This window comes from Kosakonia sp. LAM2021 (assembly GCF_016620385.1).
Taxonomy (GTDB): Bacteria; Pseudomonadota; Gammaproteobacteria; order Enterobacterales; family Enterobacteriaceae; genus Kosakonia; species Kosakonia sacchari.
The window spans coordinates 518,799-540,752 of record NZ_JAENHT010000001.1 but is presented as its reverse complement, the minus strand read 5'-3'; the positions used below and the strand labels follow the sequence as shown (position 1 = coordinate 540,752).

Below are 21,954 nucleotides of genomic sequence, written 5' to 3'. Positions count from 1 at the left end.
TTCTATCTCATTTAATCTGTTGGGGATTGGAACCATTCATGCTCAATGCAAAATATACCTTCACCTTCATAGTCGTTGTAAACCGTGAATTTTTCTGCGTCGGTAATATAATCGAATCCAATTAGGCTTCTGTCTCCCATGATGCCGATATCAAAACTGAATGACCCTGGCAGCAACGGTAGAACAGGAATTTTATAATCGATAGTATAGATTCCTTTCTTATTGGCGATAGCATAATTATCTAACCCAGTGTTAATCCCATATAAATATTTTCTTTCTGAGGAATACAACGCAGCACCAACCATTAAGCCATCAACAACTTCATCGTTTACCTGATATTCAATGGTTAATAACAGGTTTTCTCCTGTTTTCAGGTAATTTGTATTGAGCTTGGTCGAGATAATTCTTGCTGGAGTGCCCTGTTTTTGCTGACGGCTCTCATTATTGCTGCTATCCGCATGCTGGATCTGATACATAAAATCATTGTACCGATCGCAAACGTCATTGGCGGAACCAGAAGCACGGATCATGCCACCATCGATCCACAAAGCCTTGTTGCAGAATCGCTTTACCTGTTCCGGTGAATGCGAGACGAACAGTATTGTGGTTCCATTATCCTTCAATGCATTCATATGTTTGAGACATTTTAGCTGGAAACGAATGTCACCAACCGCTAATGCTTCGTCGATAATAAGTATATCTGGCTGGATATTGGCGGCAACGGCAAAAGCCAGTCGAACATACATACCGGAAGAGTAGGTTTTTACAGGCTGGTTGATAAAATCACCAATGTCAGCGAAGCTGACAATCTCATCATAGCGAGCATTGATTTCCTCTTTCGTTAAACCAAGAATGCTGGCGTTCATATAGATATTTTCTTGCCCGGTAAATTCCGGATTAAATCCAGCTCCTAGCTCCAGCAAAGCGGCAACACGCCCATTAACTTTTATACTTCCTGAAGTCGGTGAAAGCGTGCCAGTAAGCATTTGTAAAAGCGTCGATTTCCCTGCTCCATTTTTGCCTACCACACCTACGGAATCTCCGCGCTCAATGGCAAAGTTTATATTTTTCAACGCCCAATGCTCTTTATAATATTTTTTTTCCGGGAAGCCTGTAATTTCCCGCAATTTATTAGCAATCGGACCAAGCAAACGATATTTTGGATTCGCATAAATAAAATAGCATTTACTTACACCATTGACTTCTACTGTGACATTAGATGACATCGGCAAATCCTTTTTTGAGCTTTTCGAAGCAATAATAACCCATTGCAAGCGCTAGCAAAGAACTACCATAGGATATTGCCACAGCTAATAATCCGGGTATTTTACCCCAGATCACTACGTCTCTGGTAACCTCAATAAAATATGCAAGCGGATTTAGCATTAATATTGGTTGTAAAGATTCGGGGAGAGCAGTACGCGGGAAAAAAAGAGGTGAAGTAAACATTAATACTGTAGTTAAAACACCCGTGATCTGTGCCAGATCGCGTAAATACACGCCGATCGATGACAAAACAAGCATCATACCAACCAATGCCATAAAATATGGTAGCCAGACTACAGGCAATAGTAATACGGTCAAATGTAGCTGATTCAATAGTACAATACTTGCAACAATCAGAATAACCAAACTCACTAATGCATGAAATAAACTACTTAACAATACTGTGACAGGTAATATCGCGAGAGGGAAAACAATTTTATTCACATAATTAGCATTACTGGTAATCAGCGTCACTGAACGGTTAAAACATTCCGCAAAAATATTAAATACAACCATTCCAGCAAAAAGAATTACAGCGAATGAGGCTTTATTTCCATCATCACTTACACCCCATTTTGCTTTAAAAACAACAGAGAACACAAATGTATAAATAGCGAGCATTAGAAGTGGGGTGAAAAAGGACCACCCCATTCCCATTACTGAACCTTTATAACGACTCTGAATGTCCCGCTTCGTCATCTGATAGATTAATGTTCTGTTATTAACTAACTCTAATAGATAATTTTTCATGCAATAATTTGGCTTACAGTAAGATACTATTTTTAAGTTTTTTGCCAATCTGATCTTTTGCCGACAAAATAACCAAATCATCTTTGACAGGCCAAGTAATATTCAGATCAGGATCGTTCCACAGAATTGAGTGTTCGGCCTGAGGGTTGTAGTAATCTGTGCATTTATAAACAAACTCAGCTTCTTCACTGGTCACATAGAAGCCATGTGCAAAGCCTTCCGGAATCCATAGTTGGCGTTTATTTTCTGCAGAAAGAAACTCGCCAACCCACATCCCCAATGTTGCCGATCCTTCGCGAATATCAACGGCGACATCAAAGACTTCACCACTGATAACTCGGACAAGCTTACCTTGAGTATTTTCAGTCTGATAATGCAGCCCACGCAAAATCCCTTTTTTGGATTTTGAGTGGTTATCCTGCACAAAATTACATTTACGCTTAGCGGCCAATTGTTCAAATTTCTGCTGATTCCAGGTTTCCATGAAAAAACCTCGCTCATCACCAAATACGGCTGGCTCAATAATTTTCACATCTGGGATAGTTGTATCAATGACTTTCATAACTTATTTATACTCTTTAATATTCTTGAGTGCTGTACGCCAGTCTGAAGGTTTTATGCCAAACTGCCTGTCAATTTTCTGGCAGTTTAGCCTAGAATTTGAGGGGCGTTTTGCACGTGTCGGATATGCACTGCTTGGGATGCTATGCACCTGCGGTATATTCTTCAGACATTGATGTTGTAACGCACTGGCGAAAATGGCACGAGCGAAATCAGCCCAGTTAGTGTGTGGTGCCCCAGAATAGTGATAAATACCCCACTCAGGAACTTTACCCGAGTCAATCTGGCTGATCATGGAAATAATCGCACTTGCAATATCCCCAGCATAAGTCGGCCCGCCCCACTGATCTGCAACAACATTCAGTTCTTTATGCATTTCGGCAAGGCGCAGCATGGTTTTGACAAAATTATTGCCATGCTCTCCAAATACCCATGCTGTGCGCAAGATTAAATATTTGCTTGCATTTGCAGCGACAGCTTCTTCGCCAGCAAGTTTGCTGCTGCCATACACTCCCTTCGGGGCAGTTTTCATCTCTTCTGTATATGCACCGTCTCCTTCACCATCAAAGACGTAGTCGGTTGAGATATGCACCAATACTGCACCAATAGCTTGTGCCGCAATTGCAAGAAACTTCGGACCATCCGCATTAATTTTCCATGATGCTTCAATTTCATCTTCGGCTTTATCCACAGCAGTATGGGCTGCGGCATTCAGAATAAAATCAGGTTTGAATGCCTTAACCTGAATCTCAACTTGAGTCGCATCAGTTATATCCAGCTCATTACGATCCACGGCTAAAATGTCCGCTTTACCTGTAAGTTGTGCGGCCAAACAGTGTCCCACCTGGCCATTACAACCAATAATCATAACCCGCATTTTTTTGCCTCTTACTTTTCACCAACAAGTGTTATCAAATACTGCCCATAGTCATTTTTCTTCATTGGTTCAGCCAGTCTGATAACCTCTTCACGGGAGAGCCAACCATTTCGCCATGCGATCTCTTCGAGGCACGCAACCTTCAGCCCCTGTACATTCTCAATAGTTTGTACAAAGGAAGAGGCCTGGTGCAGGCTTGCATGGGTACCAGTATCTAACCAAGCGAAACCACGTCCCAGAAGTTCAACGTTTAAGTGCCCGCTTTCTAGATACATCTGGTTAATAGAAGTAATTTCAAGCTCACCACGATGTGACGGTTTAACTTGTTTAGCAAATTCAACAACACGTCGATCGTAAAAATAGAGTCCCGTTACTGCAAAGTTAGATTTTGGTCTAGTTGGCTTCTCTTCAATTGAGACAACTTTGTTATTACTGTCAAACTCTACAACGCCGAAACGTTCAGGATCTTTAACCTGGTACCCAAAAACAGTGGCTCCTTCCTGACGGGCAGCAGTTTTCTTCAGAGTATTGCTGAATGACTGTCCGTAAAAAATATTATCACCTAGCACTAAGCAGCATGAGTCATTGCCAATAAACTCCTCACCAATAATAAAAGCTTGAGCTAAGCCATCCGGACTTGGCTGAATAGCGTACTCAATATTGATTCCGAGGTGGTTACCATTACCTAGCATGCGCACAAAGGAGGCATTATCTTCAGGAGTAGTAATAATCAAAATATCACGGATACCGGCCAGCATTAAAGTCGATAATGGATAGTAAATCATCGGCTTATCGTAAATTGGCAGCAATTGTTTAGACACACCAAGGGTGATTGGATAAAGACGTGTTCCAGAACCACCCGCCAGCACAATACCTTTCATAACTTATTCCTTAATTAATCCGCCAGTCCCAGGCGCTCACCTGCATAGGAGCCATCCATAACGCGCTGCCACCATTGTTGGTTATTCAAATACCAGTGAACGGTTTTGCGAATGCCGGATTCGAAAGTCTCCTGGGGAACCCAACCTAATTCAGCTTTGATTTTGCTGGCATCAATAGCATAGCGCAGGTCATGCCCCGGACGGTCAGCGACATAGGTGATCAGATCGGAAAAATGCTGAATGCCTGCCGGTTTCTCGGAAAGTACCTCATCAAGAATCGTGCAAATAGTCTTCACAACTTCAATATTTTTGCGTTCGTTGTGACCGCCAATATTGTATGTCTCGCCGACAACACCTTCAGTCACCACTTTGTACAGCGCGCGGGCATGGTCTTCAACATATAACCAGTCGCGGATTTGTTCGCCGTTGCCGTATACAGGCAAAGGTTTACCTGCAAGAGCGCTGAGAATAATCAGCGGTATTAGTTTTTCCGGAAAATGGTATGGACCATAGTTGTTTGAACAGTTGGTGACCAAAGTAGGTAATCCATAAGTCCGGCGCCACGCGCGAACTAAATGATCACTTGATGCTTTTGATGAAGAGTACGGGCTACTTGGCGAATAGGGCGTTTTTTCTGTGAACAGCGGTAATACAGAACCTGCAGGAACATCCTCAGGATGCGGCAAATCGCCATACACTTCATCAGTAGAAATATGATGAAAACGAAATTCAGATTTTCGAACATCGTCCAACTGCGCCCAATATTTCCGCGCAGTTTCCAGAAGTACATAGGTTCCGATGATATTTGTTTCGATAAATGCAGCCGGGCCTGTGATGGAGCGGTCAACATGGCTCTCAGCAGCCAAATGCATGACAGCATCAGGCTGATGCTCAGCAAAAATGCGCGTCATCGCTTCGCTATCACAAATATCCGCACGCTCAAATGAATAACGAGCATTGTTTTCAATTTCTGCCAGTGATTCGAGATTACCTGCGTAGGTTAATTTATCAACATTAACCACAGAGTCCTGCGTGTTATTAATAACATGCCGAACAACCGCTGAACCAATAAAACCTGCACCACCAGTGACCAGTATTTTCACGAGAATTATCCGCTCTTGCTTTTCAATGTCTTGACTTAAAAAACCTGGAAGCCAGGCCTGTAACTCGCAACCAAATTTCGGATATGCTACCGCCCCAGGCTCTACAGCTACCAGTGTACTGTGGGTGCATTCCAACAATCTAAAGTTGCATCAACGTCCATCGGTGCCTTAATTTAACGCACCGCCCGGCACAAAATGCTAAACGCGTATTCTCCGCTTAAACAGCGCTAGAAACAAGGAAAAATCACTGCAACATCCTTGCGTTTAAGCTACATTGATACCGTTTTAGCTATTGATTTTTATTAACAAAGTAAAAAAGCAGTGAGAATATGCGAAAGACGTATTCGTCTTACCGCAACTCTTCACTGCCCCTGAATTAGCGAATCTATATACCAGTTTTACGTTTGGTTACTGCGCCAGCAATTTCTTAATACTTTCGCGGAATTTCTGACCTTCTTTCAGGTTGCGCAGACCGTAGTTCACAAAGGCCTGCATGTACCCCATTTTCTTACCGCAGTCATAGCTGTCGCCGGTCATCAACATCGCATCAACAGACTGTTTTTCTGCAAGCTCTGCAATCGCATCGGTCAGCTGAATACGCCCCCACGCGCCCGGCTCGGTTTTTTCCAGTTCCGCCCAGATATCGGCAGAAAGCACATAGCGTCCCACTGCCATCAGGTCAGAATCCAGCGTCTGCGGTTGATCCGGTTTTTCAATAAACTGCACAATGCGGCTGACTTTACCTTCTGTGTCCAGCGGCTCTTTGGTCTGGATAACGGAGTATTCAGAGAGATCGCCTTTCATGCGTTTTGCCAGCACCTGGCTGCGGCCGGTCTCAGCAAAGCGTGCCACCATCGCCGCGAGGTTGTAACGCAGCGGATCGGCCGTCGCCGTATCCAGCACGATATCCGGCAGTACAACGACAAATGGGTTGTCGCCAACGATCGGGCGCGCGCAAAGAATAGAGTGGCCTAAACCCAGCGGCTGCGCCTGACGCACGTTCATGATCGTCACACCTGGCGGGCAAATAGACTGCACTTCCGCCAGCAACTGGCGTTTAACACGCTGCTCAAGCAGCGCTTCAAGTTCGTAGGAGGTGTCGAAGTGGTTTTCCACGGCGTTTTTTGACGAGTGGGTCACCAGAACGATTTCTTTGATCCCTGCAGCAACAACTTCGTCGACGATGTACTGAATCATCGGCTTGTCGACGATCGGTAGCATCTCTTTTGGAATCGCTTTCGTGGCCGGGAGCATATGCATTCCCAGACCGGCTACCGGAATAACTGCTTTCAAATTAACCATTATTTCTTCCACCTATAATAATTGGATGAATTATAAACCTTTAACCTGTTTTCGCCAGTGCGTTTGCAGCGAGGAAAGTGAAAGATGTTACGCCTAATGTCCCTGCAAGGCAGTAGATGTAATCCTAACCCTGGTGCTAAATCACCAGGATTTATCGTAAAAGGCCATTTCCCGCGCTTAGAGCCGCTTCGCCGGCAAACGGAAGTTCAAATTATCGACATTCACTATATGCTGATCGACTCTGTCGATATCGACTGAACTTTGCCCATTTTCATTGACTGCATGAATATTCGCCAACGACAGCAAGGTGTCCTGTTTCGCCATAAAACGCCCGCGCACATCTTTGCGTAAATCGAAGTTCAGCTTCAGTGCCGGGCCGTTGGCCGCCTGTTGCGTCACATTGATATTACGCAGGAAAAGATGTTGCGGTTTATTGTGCAGCTCCAGCGTCGCGCTCTGCATTTTCACGTTGGTGATAGCCACAAACGACGTGGCATTACCGGACGATATCTGGATGCCGCGCAGCTTATATTTGCTGCTGCTATTGTCCTGCTGGATATCGTTGAGTTTGAAATTCTGCGGGATCGACAAATAATCGCCTTTGATAACACCATAGCCAATCAGCATGCCAGCGCTATTGACCATTGAAACATTATCAATAACGAAATTATCACAGCCGTAAATCGCCACGGTCGCGTTATCAATCCCGGCTTTTTTACTGAAATCCGGGGTGATGTTTTTCGCTTTCACGTTGCGGATAATAAAATGTTTACCGTTTTCAACATGCACTAACTGGCGGCAGTTGCTACCGGTAATATTCGCCACGACAAAGTTCTTAACCGCTTGATCTTCAGGGTAGTTATTGTCGTAGGTGCTGCCCGCCAGCCCAATACCAATACCCCAGTTAATCTTGCCGTTGGTGCAGTTGATATTATCAATCACATGGTCGGAGATCAGGATGTTACGGTCATTGATGGCCACATTCCATTCGATAGCATCACCTTGTAAGTCACTGAAATGACCATTAGTAATCCGCACGCCGTCCAGTTCGTTGTGGAAACCCTGGCGTAAAATGCCATAGTTCGCTTTGCTCACCGTGATGTTATCGATGACCAAATTGCGCATTGTGCGCGCCTCTTTCCCGCCTATGTAAATCTGCATCACCGGGCCAAAACCGCTCATGCTCACGCCCTTGATCACGCAGTCTGAACCGCGCACATCCAGCGTGATGTTATAGAAATTGCCGCCCTTCTCCCCCACCACGCGGCTACCGTCCTGCAACACAAAGCGCCCGCGTCCGTTACCTTTCAGCGCGCCGCGCACCAGCAGCGTTTTGCCGGCGGGAATAAAAATACCGGTGTTGATATTGTCGCAGACCACACCTGCGGGGACTTCCACGGTTTGCCCGTCAGCAAAAGCTTGTTTAAACGCGGCGGGCCAGTCATTGCGGTTGTAATCACTGATACTGACCGTGTCGTTACGTCCCAACGCGCGGGCGGCTGGAGTGTGTAGCAAAGGAAGTGCCGCCAGCGCGGAACCGGCGGCCAGGAAGGTGCGTCGCGATAGCGCAGTTGCTGTTTTCTTCACGGTCATAAAACCTCTGTTAAAGCGTCTGCAACAGACTGGCAAGTTGCTGGTTGATGATTTTCTGGTTGAAGTCGTTCTCGACTTTTTCGCGCGCCCGCGTCACCACCGGTGTTAAATCACGGCTCTCCATGTCACCAAAAGCAGCCAGACGTTGCGCCAGCGCTTCGGCATCATTTTCTGGCACCAGCCAGCCGGACTGTCCGGCTTCGATCAATTCAGGTATGCCGCTGTGGACAGTTGAAACCACCGGGATCCCCACCGCCATCGCCTCCATCAGCGCAACCGGGATGCCTTCCATATCCCCATCCGCGCCGGTAATTGACGGCAGCAAAAAGACGTCGGCTTCATCAAGCAGCGCTTTCACTTCATGGCTGGGTTTAAAGCCCGGCATTTCAATCACATCTTCCAGCTGGAATTGTTCGATAAGGGTGCGTAAGCGGCGTTCCCATGGGCCAATACCGAGGATGCGATATTTGAAATCCACCCCGCGTTCTTTCAATAAACGGCACGCTTCAATGGCGACGTGCAGCCCTTTTTTCTCGGTCAGACGCGCTACAGAGATAATTTGCAGCGGACTACCGGGGTTTTTAACCGAGCGCAAACTAAAGCGGGCCATATCGACCCCCATGCGCGACACGGCGATTTTGGTCTCCGGGCAGCCCATGTTTTTCAGTCTACCGGCCCATAAATCGCTGATCGGCAGCATCAGATCGCCGCGCTGGAAAAGTTGCTGATACTCAGGCGTGTAGTGGTTCAACACGTCGCGATGAGAGATATCAATGCCGTGGAACACGGTGGCAATTTTGCCCTTGAGAACGCCCAGCTCGCGCAGTTTTGCGGCGGTAACGCCTGCCGGGCCAAAGTGGGCGATAAAAACATCGGCGCTGAACGTGCGCGGCGCAAGACCACAAATGGCTGGCAGGATCAGATTGCGGGCTTCGTCGCCGTAACGCGACATATTCAACGCTTTCCAGGTAGAAGATTTCCACATCCCCCGCGCTATCGCCTGCCCGCGATAACTCAGTTTTGCCATCTTCCCTTCCGGCTCGGCCAGCAGCCAGTGCGTTTTTTCCGCCAGCCGGTACTCGGTATACGCCGCGTGTGTATTGTTCATATCGCCCTTATGCAGGGCGACAATCTCAACCTCAAAACCCATATTGATAAAGGCGACAATCTGGTTGAGCACAAAGGTTTCGGAAGATAAGGGAAACTTCAGCAAAAAGAAGCTGACTTTCATTTCACCCCCTGTACGCGATCGAGCACCGATTTGACCATTTTCATGCCATGCTCGCGTTCCGCCGCCACCGCCGTTGCCAGTCGTTGATTAATCGCAGGCAGTTGCCCCAGCGTGTCGGCCGCCATCGCCGCCAAAGAACCATCCAGCAGATGGCGAATATCGACCGCCATTTCCGGCATCCCGAGTTGCTGCATGATGCCTGCCGACTTGTGTTCATAGTTGATGGCAATCGCCGGTGTCCCGAAGTTCATCGAGATAATCGCAGAGTGCAGGCGCGTACCCACCGTTAAATCACACGCCCCGAGGATCTTGCCCATCTCCAGATCGTTCAGTTCATCCATTACCACGTGGTAACGCGACGGATCGCTGACATACTGGCGCAGATTGAGCGCCACCATGCGGTCATCTTTGTTATAGCTATCGATACCGGTACAGGTAGAGAGCGCAATAACCTGATAACCCGCGTCAATGATCCGGTTGACCACCTCGGCAAAAGCCTGTTCATAGGCCTGCTGGGTGGTGTTGAGTCGTTTATCAAACGGCGCCAGTTCGCGCAGCGTAATCGCCACGGTTTTCTCTTTCGCCGCCAGATCCAGCCAGTGCTGCACGGCATAACTGGCCACAAAATCGTGCTGATGGTGATCCACCAGCCAGGCGGTATCAACGCCCTGCTCGACTTTATCCGTGGTGATATTGCTCTGCTTCATCAAATTGAGGCTCACGGTTTCGCGCAGGATCAGCGCATCGCAATGGCCAAAAACATAATTCGCCAGCTGGTTAAACGCCTCGTTCTGGAACGGTCCCACGCTGTGACCAATCATGTAGATCGGTTTTTTCGCCATAAACGTACACAGCGCGTGCTCAAACTGCGGCACACCGTACAGATCAACAAAGAAAGAGCCGCCGACCTGAATAATCGCGTCATAGTCCGCCAGGCGGCGGACAAAATCGGTAAACCCTTGCGCGATCGCGATATTGCGCAGCTTACCGGTATCCGTCACCCTGGAGAGCAACACCTGGTGCTGGTAACGACGGCGCAGCACCTTCTTCACGCGCCCCATCAACCCGGCGGCGTTGTTCTGCTCTTTCATCTGGCTATAGAGCGGGTCGCCCATTACCGGGCGGTTAAGTAACCAGGATGAGCTCACCGGATAGCGGCTCATCACATCCACCTCTGCCTCAGGCTCAATCAGGGCAATCGCATCCAGCAATCCACGTAAAATAGCGCTGTCACCACGGTTGCCGCATGTGTGATTGCCAAGGATCAATAATTTCATAACGACCTCATAAAGGGGTTCAATCAGGTTTCTTATCCTGCGCGAAGCAGCGTTTTAAGTTTCTCGTTGCGGCAAAACTGGCGTTTCATCTCCACTACCAGCGCATTACGCGACACAATCAGCATTCCGGCGAAGGCCACCACGCCCGCCGCGACCTGAATCGCTAACATCGCCGCCAGCGGCAGATGTCCATTCAGGGCCAGACCCAAGCCGTAGCTCACCACCAGGGTCGGCAGTGACAGGTAAAAGGGTAGCCACAGGCTCAGGATGTACTGACGGTAGCTGGAACCGAGCACCGGTTTAATCATCACGAAGTAGCTCAGAACGGTGTTGATGATTTGCACCAGCAGAAAGCCGAGCGTCACGCCGAGCGCCCCCGCCAGATGTCCACCGACGATGATGGCGGGGATAAAGAGAAACGTTTTAAAGACGTTGAATTTAAAGCTGATATCCACCCGCGCTTTCGCCATCAGCAGCGAACCAATCGGGTTACCCACCGCGCGCAACAGGCCGACAATACACAGCAGTTGCAGGATGGGAATAATGCTGTTCCATTTGTCGCCAAACACCAGCGGCACAAAGTTGTTCGCCACCACCATCAGCCCCAGCAGGATCGGGAAGTTAATGATCCCGACCACCGACAGCAGCTTGTAGAAGTTCACGCGCAGCTTTTCCGTATCGTCCTGAATTTTGGCAAACGCCGGGAACAGCACACGAGTAATGATGGGGTTGAGCTTCATCGGCGGCACTACCGCCACGTTGTACGCCAGGTTGTAGCCCCCGGCGACGCTGGCACCGAGAATACGCGCCAGCACCAGCGTGGAGAGGTTGGTGTTCACATAGTTGATGATGCTGTCTGCTGTCAGCCAGGCGCCAAAACGCAGGTTGGAGCTGACCGACGCCAGCGAGAAATGCAGCCCGGGGCGGTAAATTTTGCGCCCGAAATAGCCAAACAGCAGCGTACGTACCGCGCTGTTAACCAGATAACCGAGGATCGCGGTCATCGCCAGCGGCCAGAAGAACGCGCTGATGACTGTAAAACTGAAGCCAGCCAGCACCGACAGCGTTTCAATGGCGCCTATCTTGTTGAACTCCAGCTCTTTTTGCATCAACGCACGAAACTGCTGGCCGTGTGGGATCACCACGAAAGCCAGCGACAGCGTTTTAATCAGCGGTGCCAGATCCGGGTTATTCAGCACATTGGCGATCGCTCCGCTCAGGGAGAAAACGGCAATGCAGACCACGATACCCAGCCCAACATTGAGCCAGTACAGCGTGGTCAGTTCGAGGTGGCTTATCTCTTTACGCTGAATAATGGAGTTCGCGATGCCGAAATCCGACAGCGTATCCGCCAGCGCGATAATCACCAGCGAGACGGTCAGCAGGCCGAACTGGTGGTTATCGATAATGCGCGCCAGCACGGTCATCTGCACCAGCCCCAGACCAATAATCGTCAGGGTCGCCATGGCGGACCACTTCGCGCCGCTGATGGTTTTCTCTCTCAGGCTCATGACCTTTCCTTAATACGCCGCTTTGTTAACAAAGCCTTTAAAGACGGTCAGAAAAACGATTTTGATATCGAACCACAGGCTCCATTCACGGATGTACTCGAGATCGAACTCAATGCGTTTTTCCATTTTCTCCAGCGTGTCGGTTTCACCGCGCCAGCCGTTAATTTGCGCCCAGCCGGTAATACCGGGTTTCACTTTATGGCGCAGCATGTAGCCCTCAATCAGCGAGCGATACTGCTCGTTATGCGCCACCGCATGCGGGCGAGGACCAACGATCGACATACCGCCGGTCAGCACATTGATAAACTGCGGCAGTTCATCGAGCGACGTGCGGCGCAGGAAACTGCCGACTTTGGTGACGCGCGGATCGTTCTGCGTTGCCTGGGTCACCACTTTGTCGTTTTCCATCACCTTCATGGAGCGGAATTTCCACACCTTAATCGGCTTACCGTCCATGCCATAGCGCGTCTGGCGGAAGATAACCGGCCCCGGCGAGCTGAGTTTCACCGCCACCGAAATCGCCAGCAGCACCGGAGAGATGAGCAGCAAAATTAGCGAGGAGAGGACAATATCTTCCAGACGTTTCAGGATGCGGTTGACACCGGAAAGCGGCGTGTCATACAGCGGTACCACCGGCACACCGTTCACCTCTTCCACCCGCGAGTGCAGGATGTTAAAGGTGAAAACGTCAGGGATAAGGATCACCGAACAGGTGGTATCGGCGAGCTGGCGCACCAGCTTTTTAATGCAGGCCGCATCGTTCATCGACATGGCGATGTAGACGTTGTGAATTTTCCCGCTTTTCGCATCCTCCACCAGCTGGTCGAGATTTCCCGCCCAACCAGTCGTAATGCCGCCCGGTTGTGGATCGTGGTAAACCCCGACCACATCAAACCCGAGCCACGGTTCATTGCGAAAACCTTCCAGCAGTTCCTGGCCCATCGGCATATCACCGGCCACCGCCACGCGGCGCGTGTTGTAGCCGAGGTTGCGCAACCAGCCGGCGCCAAAGCGGATCACCGCCCGGCTCATCATCAGCCCCATCGAGGTCAACAAATACCAGGCGAGATAAATGTTGAAGGTGTTATCAAAATCATTATTGAACGCCAGCAAACCGGCGCTGAAAATCAGGCTCAGCGTCCAGTTCTGCAATAGCAGCGTCAATTCAGTCATGATTTTTACCCCCCGCCAGGAGCGGTAAAAATCGGTCATTCCGCCGATCATCTGGAAAACAACCAGCGTAATCAGAGCCATCAGCAGATGCATGTAGAAGAACGGCAGCGCATTGACCTTACACACCAACCACAGGCCACCGAACATAATGGTGATGTCGGAGAAGCGCTGCACGATAGAGATTAACGATGCATTCGTTTTGGCCCGGTCGCGTTTTTTGAGATGAGTCATTGTTGTACCTGCCTGTAATGTTCACCCTCCCCGGCATCGGGGAGAGGAACGCCTTATCGTTATTGATTTAACAGTGCCAGAATTTCCTGCGTTCGCGCTTTCATCAGTTCCTCGTCGCGCCGCGATTCAACGTTCAGGCGTACAACGGGTTCTGTATTGGAAGAGCGCAAGTTAAAGCGCCAGTCGGCAAACGCGATGCTGATGCCGTCCGTGCGGTCGATCTCCAGCGCACCCGGCGTGAAGTGTTGTTCAACGCGGTTGATCGCCGTCACCGGGTCCGCCAGTTTGCTGTTGATCTCGCCGCTCGCCGGGAACGCCACCATGCGGTCGCTCACCAGTTGCGCCAGGGTTTTGCCTTTCAGGCACAATAGCTCGGTGACCAGCAGCCACGGGATCATGCCGCTGTCGCAGTAGGCAAAGTCACGGAAGTAGTGATGCGCGCTCATTTCGCCGCCATAAATAGCGTCTTCTTCGCGCATCCGCTCTTTAATAAAGGCATGGCCGGTTTTCGACATCACCGGTGTACCACCCGCGCGGCCAACGACATCCACCGTGTTCCACGACAAGCGCGGGTCATGAATGATCTTCGCACCCGGATGTTTTTCGAGGAACGCTTCGGCCAGCAGGCCAACAATGTAGTAGCCCTCGATAAACTGCCCTTCCCCGTCGAACAGGAAGCAACGGTCAAAGTCACCATCAAAAGCAATGCCCATATCGGCGTTATGCTCAATCACCGCATTGCGGGTATCGTCGCGGCACTCCGGCAGCAAGGGATTAGGAATACCGTGCGGGAAGGTGCCGTCCGGTTCGTTATGCACTTTGACGAAAGTCACCGGCACATTCAGCGCCTTAAAGCGGGCTTCAATGGCATCCACCACCGGGCCTGCCGCGCCGTTACCGGAGTTAATCACCAGTTTCAGCGGCGTGAGGTTGTTGGTGTCGATATAGCCCATCAGGTGATCGATATAGGCATCGCGCAGATTAATTTGCTCATAGCTGCCGCGTTTTGCCGGGTTCACTGGCGGGAAATCATTGGCTTCTGCCAGGCGCTGCACATCGCGCAGGCCGGTATCGCCACTGATCGGACGCGCGCCCTTACGCACCAGTTTCATGCCGTTATAATCCATCGGGTTGTGGCTGGCGGTCACTTCGATACCGCCGTCAACGCCCAGATGGAAAGTGGCAAAATAGATCTCTTCGGTGCCGGAAAGCCCGATATCCAGCACATTCACACCGGCATCCTGCAACCCTTTCGCCAGCGCCAGTTTCAGCGCTTCGCTGGTCTGACGCACATCGCCGCCCAGCACGATGGTTTGCGGCTTCAGGTACTCCCCATAGGCGCGGCCAATACGCCATGCAATGTCTTCATTGAGTTCTTCGCCCAGCTTGCCGCGAATATCGTAAGCTTTAAAACAGGTTAATTTTTCCATCATTACCTCTTCTTCAGGCAACAGTCAGCCGTGACCGTAAAATGGCCATATCTTGTTGATTAATTTAAATTTATAAACCGGATAAAGTTCGCGTTATCCGGCACGGGAATTAAATACGGCCGTAACGATCGGCAAACCGCACAATGTCATCCTCTTCAAGGTACGAGCCGGAGCGCACCTCGATCAGATCGAGCGGAATTTTCCCAGGGTTTTCCAGACAGTGGCGCGCGCCGAGCGGAATATAGATAGATTCGTTTTCGCCCAGCAGTTTCACCTCACCGTCAATCGTCACTTTTGCCGTACCGGCGACCACCACCCAGTGTTCAGCGCGGTGGTGATGCATCTGTACGGAAAGCCCTTCGCCCGGCTTCACGGTAATGCGTTTTACCTGGTAGCGGTCGCCGGAATCGATAGAGTCATATTTGCCCCACGGACGGTAAACTTCGCGGTGAATGTGGTGTTCGTGGCGCCCGTCGGCTTTGATTTTCTCGACCACTTTTTTCACATCCTGCACGGCGTTACGGTCGGCAATCAGCACCGCATCTTTGGTCTGCACCACCACCAGATCTTTCACCCCGACGGTAGTGACCAGTCCAGATTCCGCGTAAACGTAGCTGTTTTCTGTTTTATGGCTGATGACGTCGCCGTGATGGACGTTTCCCTCTGGCGTATGCTGACTGATTTCCCAAAGCGAGGACCAGGAGCCCACATCGCTCCAGCCTGCATCCATCGGCACCACCACCGCATCGGCGGTTCTTTCCATCACCGCGTAGTCAATCGACTCTTCCGGGCAGGCGAGGAAAGACTCCTCATCAACGCGGATAAAGTCCATATCCGGGTCGGTGGCGTCCATCGCTTTTTCGCAGGCCTCAAGAATATCCGGGCGGTATTTTTTCAACTCTTCCAGGTAGCGACCGGCGCTGAACAGGAACATACCGCTGTTCCAGTAATACTCGCCGCTTGCCACATAACCCTGCGCCGTTTCGAGGTTGGGTTTTTCGACAAATTGCGCCACTTCAAACGCCACCGCATCAACTTCACCGGCAGAAACCGCGCCGCGACGAATGTAGCCATAACCGGTTTCCGGCAGATCCGGCACGATACCAAAGGTCACCAGTTTGCCCGCTTCAGCGTAAGGGATCGCATTGCGTACCGACGTGCGAAACGCCTCTTCATCCTGAATCACATGGTCAGCGGCCAGCACCAGCATCAGCGGATCGCTATCCGGGTTGTGGCGTTTCACCGCCAGCGCCGCCAGCGCGATAGCCGGTGCCGTGTTACGACCTGCCGGTTCCAGGATGATGTTTTCGGTCAGCTTGTGCAGCTGACGCAGCTGCTCCGCGACGATAAAGCGGTGCTGTTCGTTACAAATCACCACCGGGCTTTCGCACTCCACGCCGTTCAGGCGGCAGATGGTGGTTTGTAACATGGTGAGTTCGCCTTTCAGGCAGAGAAACTGTTTAGGGTAAAGCACACGGGACAGCGGCCACAAACGGCTGCCAGAGCCGCCGGCCATCACGACCGGATAGAGTTGTGTTTGACTCATGATTTATCCCCATTGCCATCGAAGTTCAGTTCGCCGTCATGCGCGCTTTCGCGGGCACGTGCGGGCTGAGTGGAATTCTCCGGGCTGATATCTGCAATAAACTGGCTTAACACGTTCTCTTTTTCGAGCGTGCGTTCGGCATATTCACGTGCCACCGTGTTGTTTTTGGGCATCGCCAGTGCGCGTTCAATGCCCCAGGTCAGCGCGTCCACCGATTCCGGCTCAACGCAGACCGCAATGCCAGGCTGGGTCAGGCACAGCTGGCCAAGTTCGGTACTCTCTTCGGCGGTGATCACCGCATTGCCGCCGACCGCCAGAATGTTGGTCAGTTTGGACGGCAGCACCGCGTCAGCCGCGCCGCGCTTTTGGATAACCAGATGGCAATCGCCCATTTTTAATAAGGCCGGTAACGCGTCGTACGGCTGCAGCGGGAAGAATTTCACGTTGTGAAGCCCGCGCTCGCTGACCATTTTTTCCAGCCTCGCCTTGCCGCCGCCCTGGCCGACAATCACAAACAGCCACGGCTGGTTGTGCAGGTTTGCGGCGGCTTCAATGACGTTTTCCAGCCCCTGCTTCTCACCGATATTGCCGGAGTAAAGAATGATTTTTTTGTCATCCGGCAGGCCGAGCGTTTGGCGCAATTGCGCGACGGCTCCGTCGTCGATATCGCGAAAACGCGCCACTTCGGACCAGTTCGGGAAGAAAATAATGTTGTCCGCAGCCACGCCTTTCTCCCGCGCTTTGTTCATCATCGAACGAGAGATGGTCGACACGTTGTCAACGTTATGCAGGTTGCTGCGTTCAAAAGCGGTCGCCAGCTTCGCCACGCGACCGTTTTTACCTTTGCCCGCCATGCCTAAACCCAGCATGGCGTCGACTTCATAATCCTGAATGTGCAGCACGGTTTTCGCGCCGCTCAGTTTTGCCAGCAGGCGCATGCCCGGCGTGCAAAACAGGGTTGGCACGACGCCGATAATGCGATCCGGTTTCCAGCGACGCTGCGCCATCAACGGGAAGAAACTGCTCAGGGCAAAGCTGCCCAGATGCAGCAGCCGTTTTAAGGTCGATGGCTGCGCGGGCACATACAGCGGGCAGCGCCACACCGTGGCAACGCCCTGCTCTTTGCGCCAGCGCCAGGCGCTGTAATGCTCGCCCACTTTCCACTCCGGGTAGTACGGCGGCGCGGTAATAACGCGCACGTCATGACCCTGACGGGCCATCCATTCCACCATTTCGCCGGTGTACTTACCGATCCCGGTCAGCTCCGGCGAATAGTTGATGCCATAGACCAGGATTTTCATAAGCCCGGTACTCCCTGCGCGTCGAGGAAATAGGCGCGGCTATTGTCATGTACCAGCGGGTCGGCAATCAGCGACTCCGGCGTTCCCCAGCGGTAGTCGTTATGCTGATCCGGCGGCAGCGCGAGGGTGTCCTCATCCACGCGCAGGCGAAAGCCCAGCACGATGTAATGCGTGGTGAAATCCGGGCCGGAAAAGTTGTCGTCATAGAAGTGCTGCCAGACGCCGTAAAACTCGCCTGCCGACATCGGCAGGCGCAGTCCCAGTTCCGCCTGAGTCAGTCGCTCGAAAGCGGCCGCCAGCGGCTCGTCCTTTTGCACGCGTCCGCCCGGGACAAACCAGTATCCCTGGGCCGGGCGGTTAGTGCGCTTGCCGAGTAAAAACTCGCCGCGTGAGTTTTCCACGATCAAATCGATGGAAATCAGCGGGGTCGAACGCACCACCGTGGCAAAATCTTCCTGACTCAAAAACATACTTACCCCCGGAACCGGTGCTGGTTTTCAAGGAACCACTGGTAGGTGCTCGCAAGCCCCGCTTCCAGTGAGATCTCGTGATACCAGCCAAGCTGATGCAGGCGGGTCACATCCAGCAGTTTGCGCGGTGTGCCGTCCGGTTTGGTGGCATCAAACACCACGCGACCTTTGTAGCCCACCACGCTTGCCACGGTTTGCGCCAGTTCACGAATGGTGCAGTCCACGCCGGTGCCGACGTTGATATGCGACAGCATTGGCTCGGTATTCTCCTGCCACACTTCGCGCGCCAGCTCCTGAACGTGAATGCTGGCGGCAGCCATATCATCCACATGCAGGAATTCGCGCATCGGTGTGCCGCTGCCCCACACCACCACATCCGGCGCATTTTCCTGCGTCGCTTCGTGGAAACGGCGCAGCAGCGCAGGGATCACATGCGAGTTGCTCGGGTGGAAGTTGTCGTGCGGCCCGTACAGATTGGTCGGCATCACCGAGCGGTAATCACGGTCATATTGACGGTTGTAGGATTCGCACAACTTAATACCGGCGATTTTGGCAATCGCGTACGGCTCGTTGGTCGGCTCCAGCGTCCCTTGCAACAGCTCACTTTCCGCAATCGGCTGGTGAGCCAGTTTCGGATAGATGCAGGACGAACCGAGGAACAACAGTTTGTTCACGTCGTTCTTGTGCGCGGCGTGAATGATGTTGCTCTCAATCATCATATTTTCGTAGATGAAGTCCGCCGGGTAGGTATTGTTCGCCACAATACCGCCCACTTTCGCCGCCGCCAGGTAAACCTGGTCGATACGTTCGTTTTCGAAAAACGCATTCACAGCCGCGCTATCTAACAGGTTCAGCTCCTCGCGGGAACGCAGCACCAGTTCGATATCCGCCCGCTGTTCGAGCTGCCGTACGATGGCTGACCCCACCATCCCGCGATGGCCAGCCACAAAAACACGTTGTTTGGTCATGCTCAGGACTCCAGCGCGATGGCAACCTCGTAACCGTGGGCCTTAAGCAGTGAGTGTTTTTTCGCTGCTTCCAGATCTTTTGCCACCATTTCGGAGACCATCTCCTGCAGGGTGATTTCCGGTTTCCAGCCCAGTTTTTCGTGCGCTTTGCTCGGGTCGCCCAGCAGGGTTTCCACTTCAGCAGGACGGAAGTAACGCGGGTCAACGGCAACAATCACATCGCCCGGTTTCACGCCCGGAGCGTCATGGCCGGTCACAGAAACGACAATGCCTTTCTCTTCTACGCCGGTGCCTTCAAAGCGCAGTTTGATACCCAGCTGTGCCGCCGCCATTTCGACGAACTGACGCACGGAGTACTGCACGCCAGTGGCGATAACGAAGTCTTCCGGTTTTTCCTGTTGCAGCATCATCCACTGCATTTTCACGTAATCTTTGGCATGGCCCCAGTCACGAAGGGAATCCATGTTGCCGAGGTACAGGCAGGATTCCAGACCCTGTGCGATGTTGGCGATAGCACGGGTGATTTTGCGGGTAACGAAGGTTTCGCCACGGCGCGGAGATTCGTGGTTGAACAGAATGCCGTTGCAGGCATACATGCCGTAGGATTCACGGTAGTTCACGGTGATCCAGTACGCGTACAGTTTGGCAACGGCATACGGAGAGCGCGGGTAGAACGGCGTAGTCTCTTTCTGCGGGATTTCCTGCACCAGGCCGTACAGTTCAGAGGTGGACGCCTGGTAGAAACGGGTTTTCTTCTCCAGACCCAGGAAGCGAATGGCTTCGAGCAGACGCAGCGTACCCATGGCATCAACGTCGGCGGTATATTCCGGGGATTCGAACGACACAGCCACGTGGCTCATCGCGCCCAGGTTGTAGACTTCATCCGGCTGCACTTCCTGCAGGATACGCGTCAGGTTGGAGGTATCGGTCAGGTCACCGTAGTGCAGATGGAATTTCGGGTTGCTGGTGTGCGGATCCTGATAGATGTGATCCACACGCTCGGTATTGAATGAGGAAGCGCGGCGTTTAATGCCGTGAACTTCGTAACCCTTCTCCAGAAGCAGTTCAGCCAGATAAGAGCCATCTTGCCCGGTTACGCCGGTGATGAGAGCGACTTTAGACATAATTTATTTTCCTCAATAGTCCCAGTTCAGGGAGTTACCTTTTCAACGCGTTCGCGCGTCACCACTGCGGGATTGCCACGACAAATCACATTTGCCGGAAGCGATTTAAAAACACTGCTGCGCGCACCGACTACCGTCCCGTCGCCGATGGAGACGCCCGGCGCGACAAACACATCTGTCGCCAGCCAGCACTTCTCACCAATCACGATTGGCGTCGCGTTAATATCAAAATGCGCGCTCATATAATCGTGACTGCCGGTGCACAAATAACATTTCTGAGAAACCACTGAATTCGCACCGATAGAAATATCACCCAGCGTATATAACACTGCGTCATCTCCTACCCAGCTGTAATCGCCTAATGTTAATTTCCACGGATACGTAATTTTTACCGATGGACGAATAACCACGCCTTTTCCAACCTTTGCGCCAAATAAGCGCAACAGGAATGCGCGCCAGCGATACAGCACCTGCGGGGACCAGGCGAATAATGTCGCCTGAACCGCCCACCACAGTTGAACCTTAATAGCGTTGCCGCCCCGAAAGCCTTTCGGCACGGAGAATCCGTTTAAATCCTGCATCATTTTTCCTTATATCTGAGCGTTATGCTTTGTTATATAAGGCTTTCGTTTTGCCGGTCGTCCGTAAACGCAACATATAAGACAACTGTGCCCAGAAGCCCGGCATACGTAATATTTTACGCTGCACATTGCGAGCATCCTGACATAATTCAAGGTTATTAGACGTTGATACGCCGCCCATCGAAAATTCAGACACAAGGCCTTTCAAACGCTTAAACGGAAATCCCGCTTTAAACATTCTTGCGGCTAATGCGTAATCGGAAGAGACTTTATATTGCAGATCGTAGGGGTAAGTTTTCAGACCATTTACCGGGAAAAATATAGCCTGATGGCTGGCCGGTAAGCTGTGGTAAATATACCAGCCATGTTTTGCGCCACGACGTATTTTTGTGCCATCACCGAAATCCAGCAGCGCATCGCCAATATACATTGCGTTCTCTTGCTCATCATCCAGCTGACGAACAACATCCACAATTTCTTCATGGAAAATATCGCCGGAATTGAGAAACAGCGCAAAGCGTCCTGCGGCCATATCGATCCCTTTATTCATAGCATCATAGATGCCTTTATCACGTTCGCTGATATAACGTAAATTGTACTGACCGTTGAGGTTTTTCAGAAATTCCTCAGTACCATCCTGAGAACCACCGTCAACCACAATCCATTCGAATTCAATATTTTTCGCTTTCGCCAGGTGAGCCAGCGACTGCCAGGTTTTCATCACACCTTCATAATTACGAAACGCGACAGTAATAACACTTAGCAGCATTTGACCCAC

General features: G+C 51.3%; 20 protein-coding genes. All 20 read right to left on the bottom strand.

The genetic code is table 11. From position 1 onward, the window contains the following. Positions 1-11: 11 nt before the first annotated feature. Positions 12-1,226, bottom strand: coding sequence for an ABC transporter ATP-binding protein (locus JKP81_RS02430; RefSeq protein WP_200550472.1), 1,215 nt, complete (start codon positions 1,224-1,226; stop codon positions 12-14). Further along, the gene (locus JKP81_RS02425; RefSeq protein WP_200550471.1) at positions 1,216-2,016 is read right to left on the bottom strand and encodes an ABC transporter permease; all 801 of its coding nucleotides are present in this window, start codon (positions 2,014-2,016) and stop codon (positions 1,216-1,218) included. Before JKP81_RS02425 ends, JKP81_RS02430 begins: the two co-directional genes overlap by 11 nt. A 13-nt stretch (positions 2,017-2,029) precedes the next feature. Continuing rightward, a complete protein-coding gene (rfbC, locus tag JKP81_RS02420) occupies positions 2,030-2,578 on the bottom strand; it encodes a dTDP-4-dehydrorhamnose 3,5-epimerase (RefSeq protein ID WP_200550470.1) in 549 nt (182 codons plus the stop codon). A 3-nt stretch (positions 2,579-2,581) separates the two neighbouring features. Continuing rightward, entirely contained in the window at positions 2,582-3,445 is an 864-nt protein-coding gene (rfbD, locus tag JKP81_RS02415; protein ID WP_340223123.1) for a dTDP-4-dehydrorhamnose reductase, read from the bottom strand. A gap of 20 nt (positions 3,446-3,465) precedes the next feature. Then, the gene (gene rfbA, locus JKP81_RS02410) at positions 3,466-4,335 is read right to left on the bottom strand and encodes a glucose-1-phosphate thymidylyltransferase RfbA (RefSeq protein WP_200550468.1); all 870 of its coding nucleotides are present in this window, start codon (positions 4,333-4,335) and stop codon (positions 3,466-3,468) included. A 14-nt stretch (positions 4,336-4,349) separates the two neighbouring features. Further along, entirely contained in the window at positions 4,350-5,447 is a 1,098-nt protein-coding gene (gene rfbB, locus JKP81_RS02405) for a dTDP-glucose 4,6-dehydratase (protein WP_200551055.1), read from the bottom strand. A gap of 399 nt (positions 5,448-5,846) precedes the next feature. Continuing rightward, positions 5,847-6,740 carry a GalU regulator GalF gene (gene galF / locus JKP81_RS02400; protein WP_017458475.1) on the bottom strand — a complete coding sequence of 298 codons (894 nt, stop codon included), beginning with the start codon at positions 6,738-6,740 and terminating at the stop codon, positions 5,847-5,849. 177 nt (positions 6,741-6,917) lie between these two features. Beyond that, on the bottom strand, positions 6,918-8,333 hold the full coding sequence (wcaM, locus tag JKP81_RS02395; RefSeq protein ID WP_200550467.1) for a colanic acid biosynthesis protein WcaM: 1,416 nt from the start codon (positions 8,331-8,333) through the stop codon (positions 6,918-6,920). Positions 8,334-8,343: 10 nt separating this feature from the next. Continuing rightward, entirely contained in the window at positions 8,344-9,564 is a 1,221-nt protein-coding gene (wcaL, locus tag JKP81_RS02390) for a colanic acid biosynthesis glycosyltransferase WcaL (protein WP_200550466.1), read from the bottom strand. Next, entirely contained in the window at positions 9,561-10,841 is a 1,281-nt protein-coding gene (gene wcaK / locus JKP81_RS02385; RefSeq protein WP_200550465.1) for a colanic acid biosynthesis pyruvyl transferase WcaK, read from the bottom strand. Before wcaK ends, wcaL begins: the two co-directional genes overlap by 4 nt. Positions 10,842-10,873: 32 nt before the next feature. Then, a complete protein-coding gene (gene wzxC, locus JKP81_RS02380; protein WP_200550464.1) occupies positions 10,874-12,352 on the bottom strand; it encodes a colanic acid undecaprenyl disphosphate flippase WzxC in 1,479 nt (492 codons plus the stop codon). A gap of 9 nt (positions 12,353-12,361) precedes the next feature. Then, positions 12,362-13,756: an undecaprenyl-phosphate glucose phosphotransferase gene (gene wcaJ, locus JKP81_RS02375; protein ID WP_200550463.1), complete on the bottom strand. Its 1,395-nt coding sequence runs from the start codon at positions 13,754-13,756 to the stop codon at positions 12,362-12,364. Positions 13,757-13,815: 59 nt separating this feature from the next. Continuing rightward, positions 13,816-15,186, bottom strand: coding sequence for a colanic acid biosynthesis phosphomannomutase CpsG (gene cpsG, locus JKP81_RS02370; RefSeq protein WP_200551054.1), 1,371 nt, complete (start codon positions 15,184-15,186; stop codon positions 13,816-13,818). 109 nt (positions 15,187-15,295) lie between these two features. Then, positions 15,296-16,732: a mannose-1-phosphate guanyltransferase gene (gene cpsB, locus JKP81_RS02365; protein ID WP_200550462.1), complete on the bottom strand. Its 1,437-nt coding sequence runs from the start codon at positions 16,730-16,732 to the stop codon at positions 15,296-15,298. Then, positions 16,729-18,033 carry a colanic acid biosynthesis fucosyltransferase WcaI gene (wcaI, locus tag JKP81_RS02360; protein ID WP_200550461.1) on the bottom strand — a complete coding sequence of 435 codons (1,305 nt, stop codon included), beginning with the start codon at positions 18,031-18,033 and terminating at the stop codon, positions 16,729-16,731. The genes cpsB and wcaI overlap by 4 nt, the downstream gene beginning before the upstream one ends. Next, positions 18,030-18,503: a GDP-mannose mannosyl hydrolase gene (locus tag JKP81_RS02355; RefSeq protein WP_017458484.1), complete on the bottom strand. Its 474-nt coding sequence runs from the start codon at positions 18,501-18,503 to the stop codon at positions 18,030-18,032. Before JKP81_RS02355 ends, wcaI begins: the two co-directional genes overlap by 4 nt. Before the next feature lie 2 nt (positions 18,504-18,505). Beyond that, positions 18,506-19,471: a GDP-L-fucose synthase gene (locus tag JKP81_RS02350; protein ID WP_065370572.1), complete on the bottom strand. Its 966-nt coding sequence runs from the start codon at positions 19,469-19,471 to the stop codon at positions 18,506-18,508. A 2-nt stretch (positions 19,472-19,473) separates the two neighbouring features. Continuing rightward, entirely contained in the window at positions 19,474-20,595 is a 1,122-nt protein-coding gene (gene gmd, locus JKP81_RS02345; RefSeq protein ID WP_017458486.1) for a GDP-mannose 4,6-dehydratase, read from the bottom strand. 26 nt (positions 20,596-20,621) lie between these two features. Next, positions 20,622-21,176, bottom strand: a complete 555-nt coding sequence (gene wcaF, locus JKP81_RS02340; protein WP_200551053.1) for a colanic acid biosynthesis acetyltransferase WcaF — start codon at positions 21,174-21,176, stop codon at positions 20,622-20,624. Positions 21,177-21,198: 22 nt separating this feature from the next. Beyond that, complete coding sequence (gene wcaE, locus JKP81_RS02335) at positions 21,199-21,945, bottom strand: colanic acid biosynthesis glycosyltransferase WcaE (protein WP_200550460.1); 747 nt, start codon at positions 21,943-21,945, stop codon at positions 21,199-21,201. Positions 21,946-21,954: the final 9 nt, after the last annotated feature.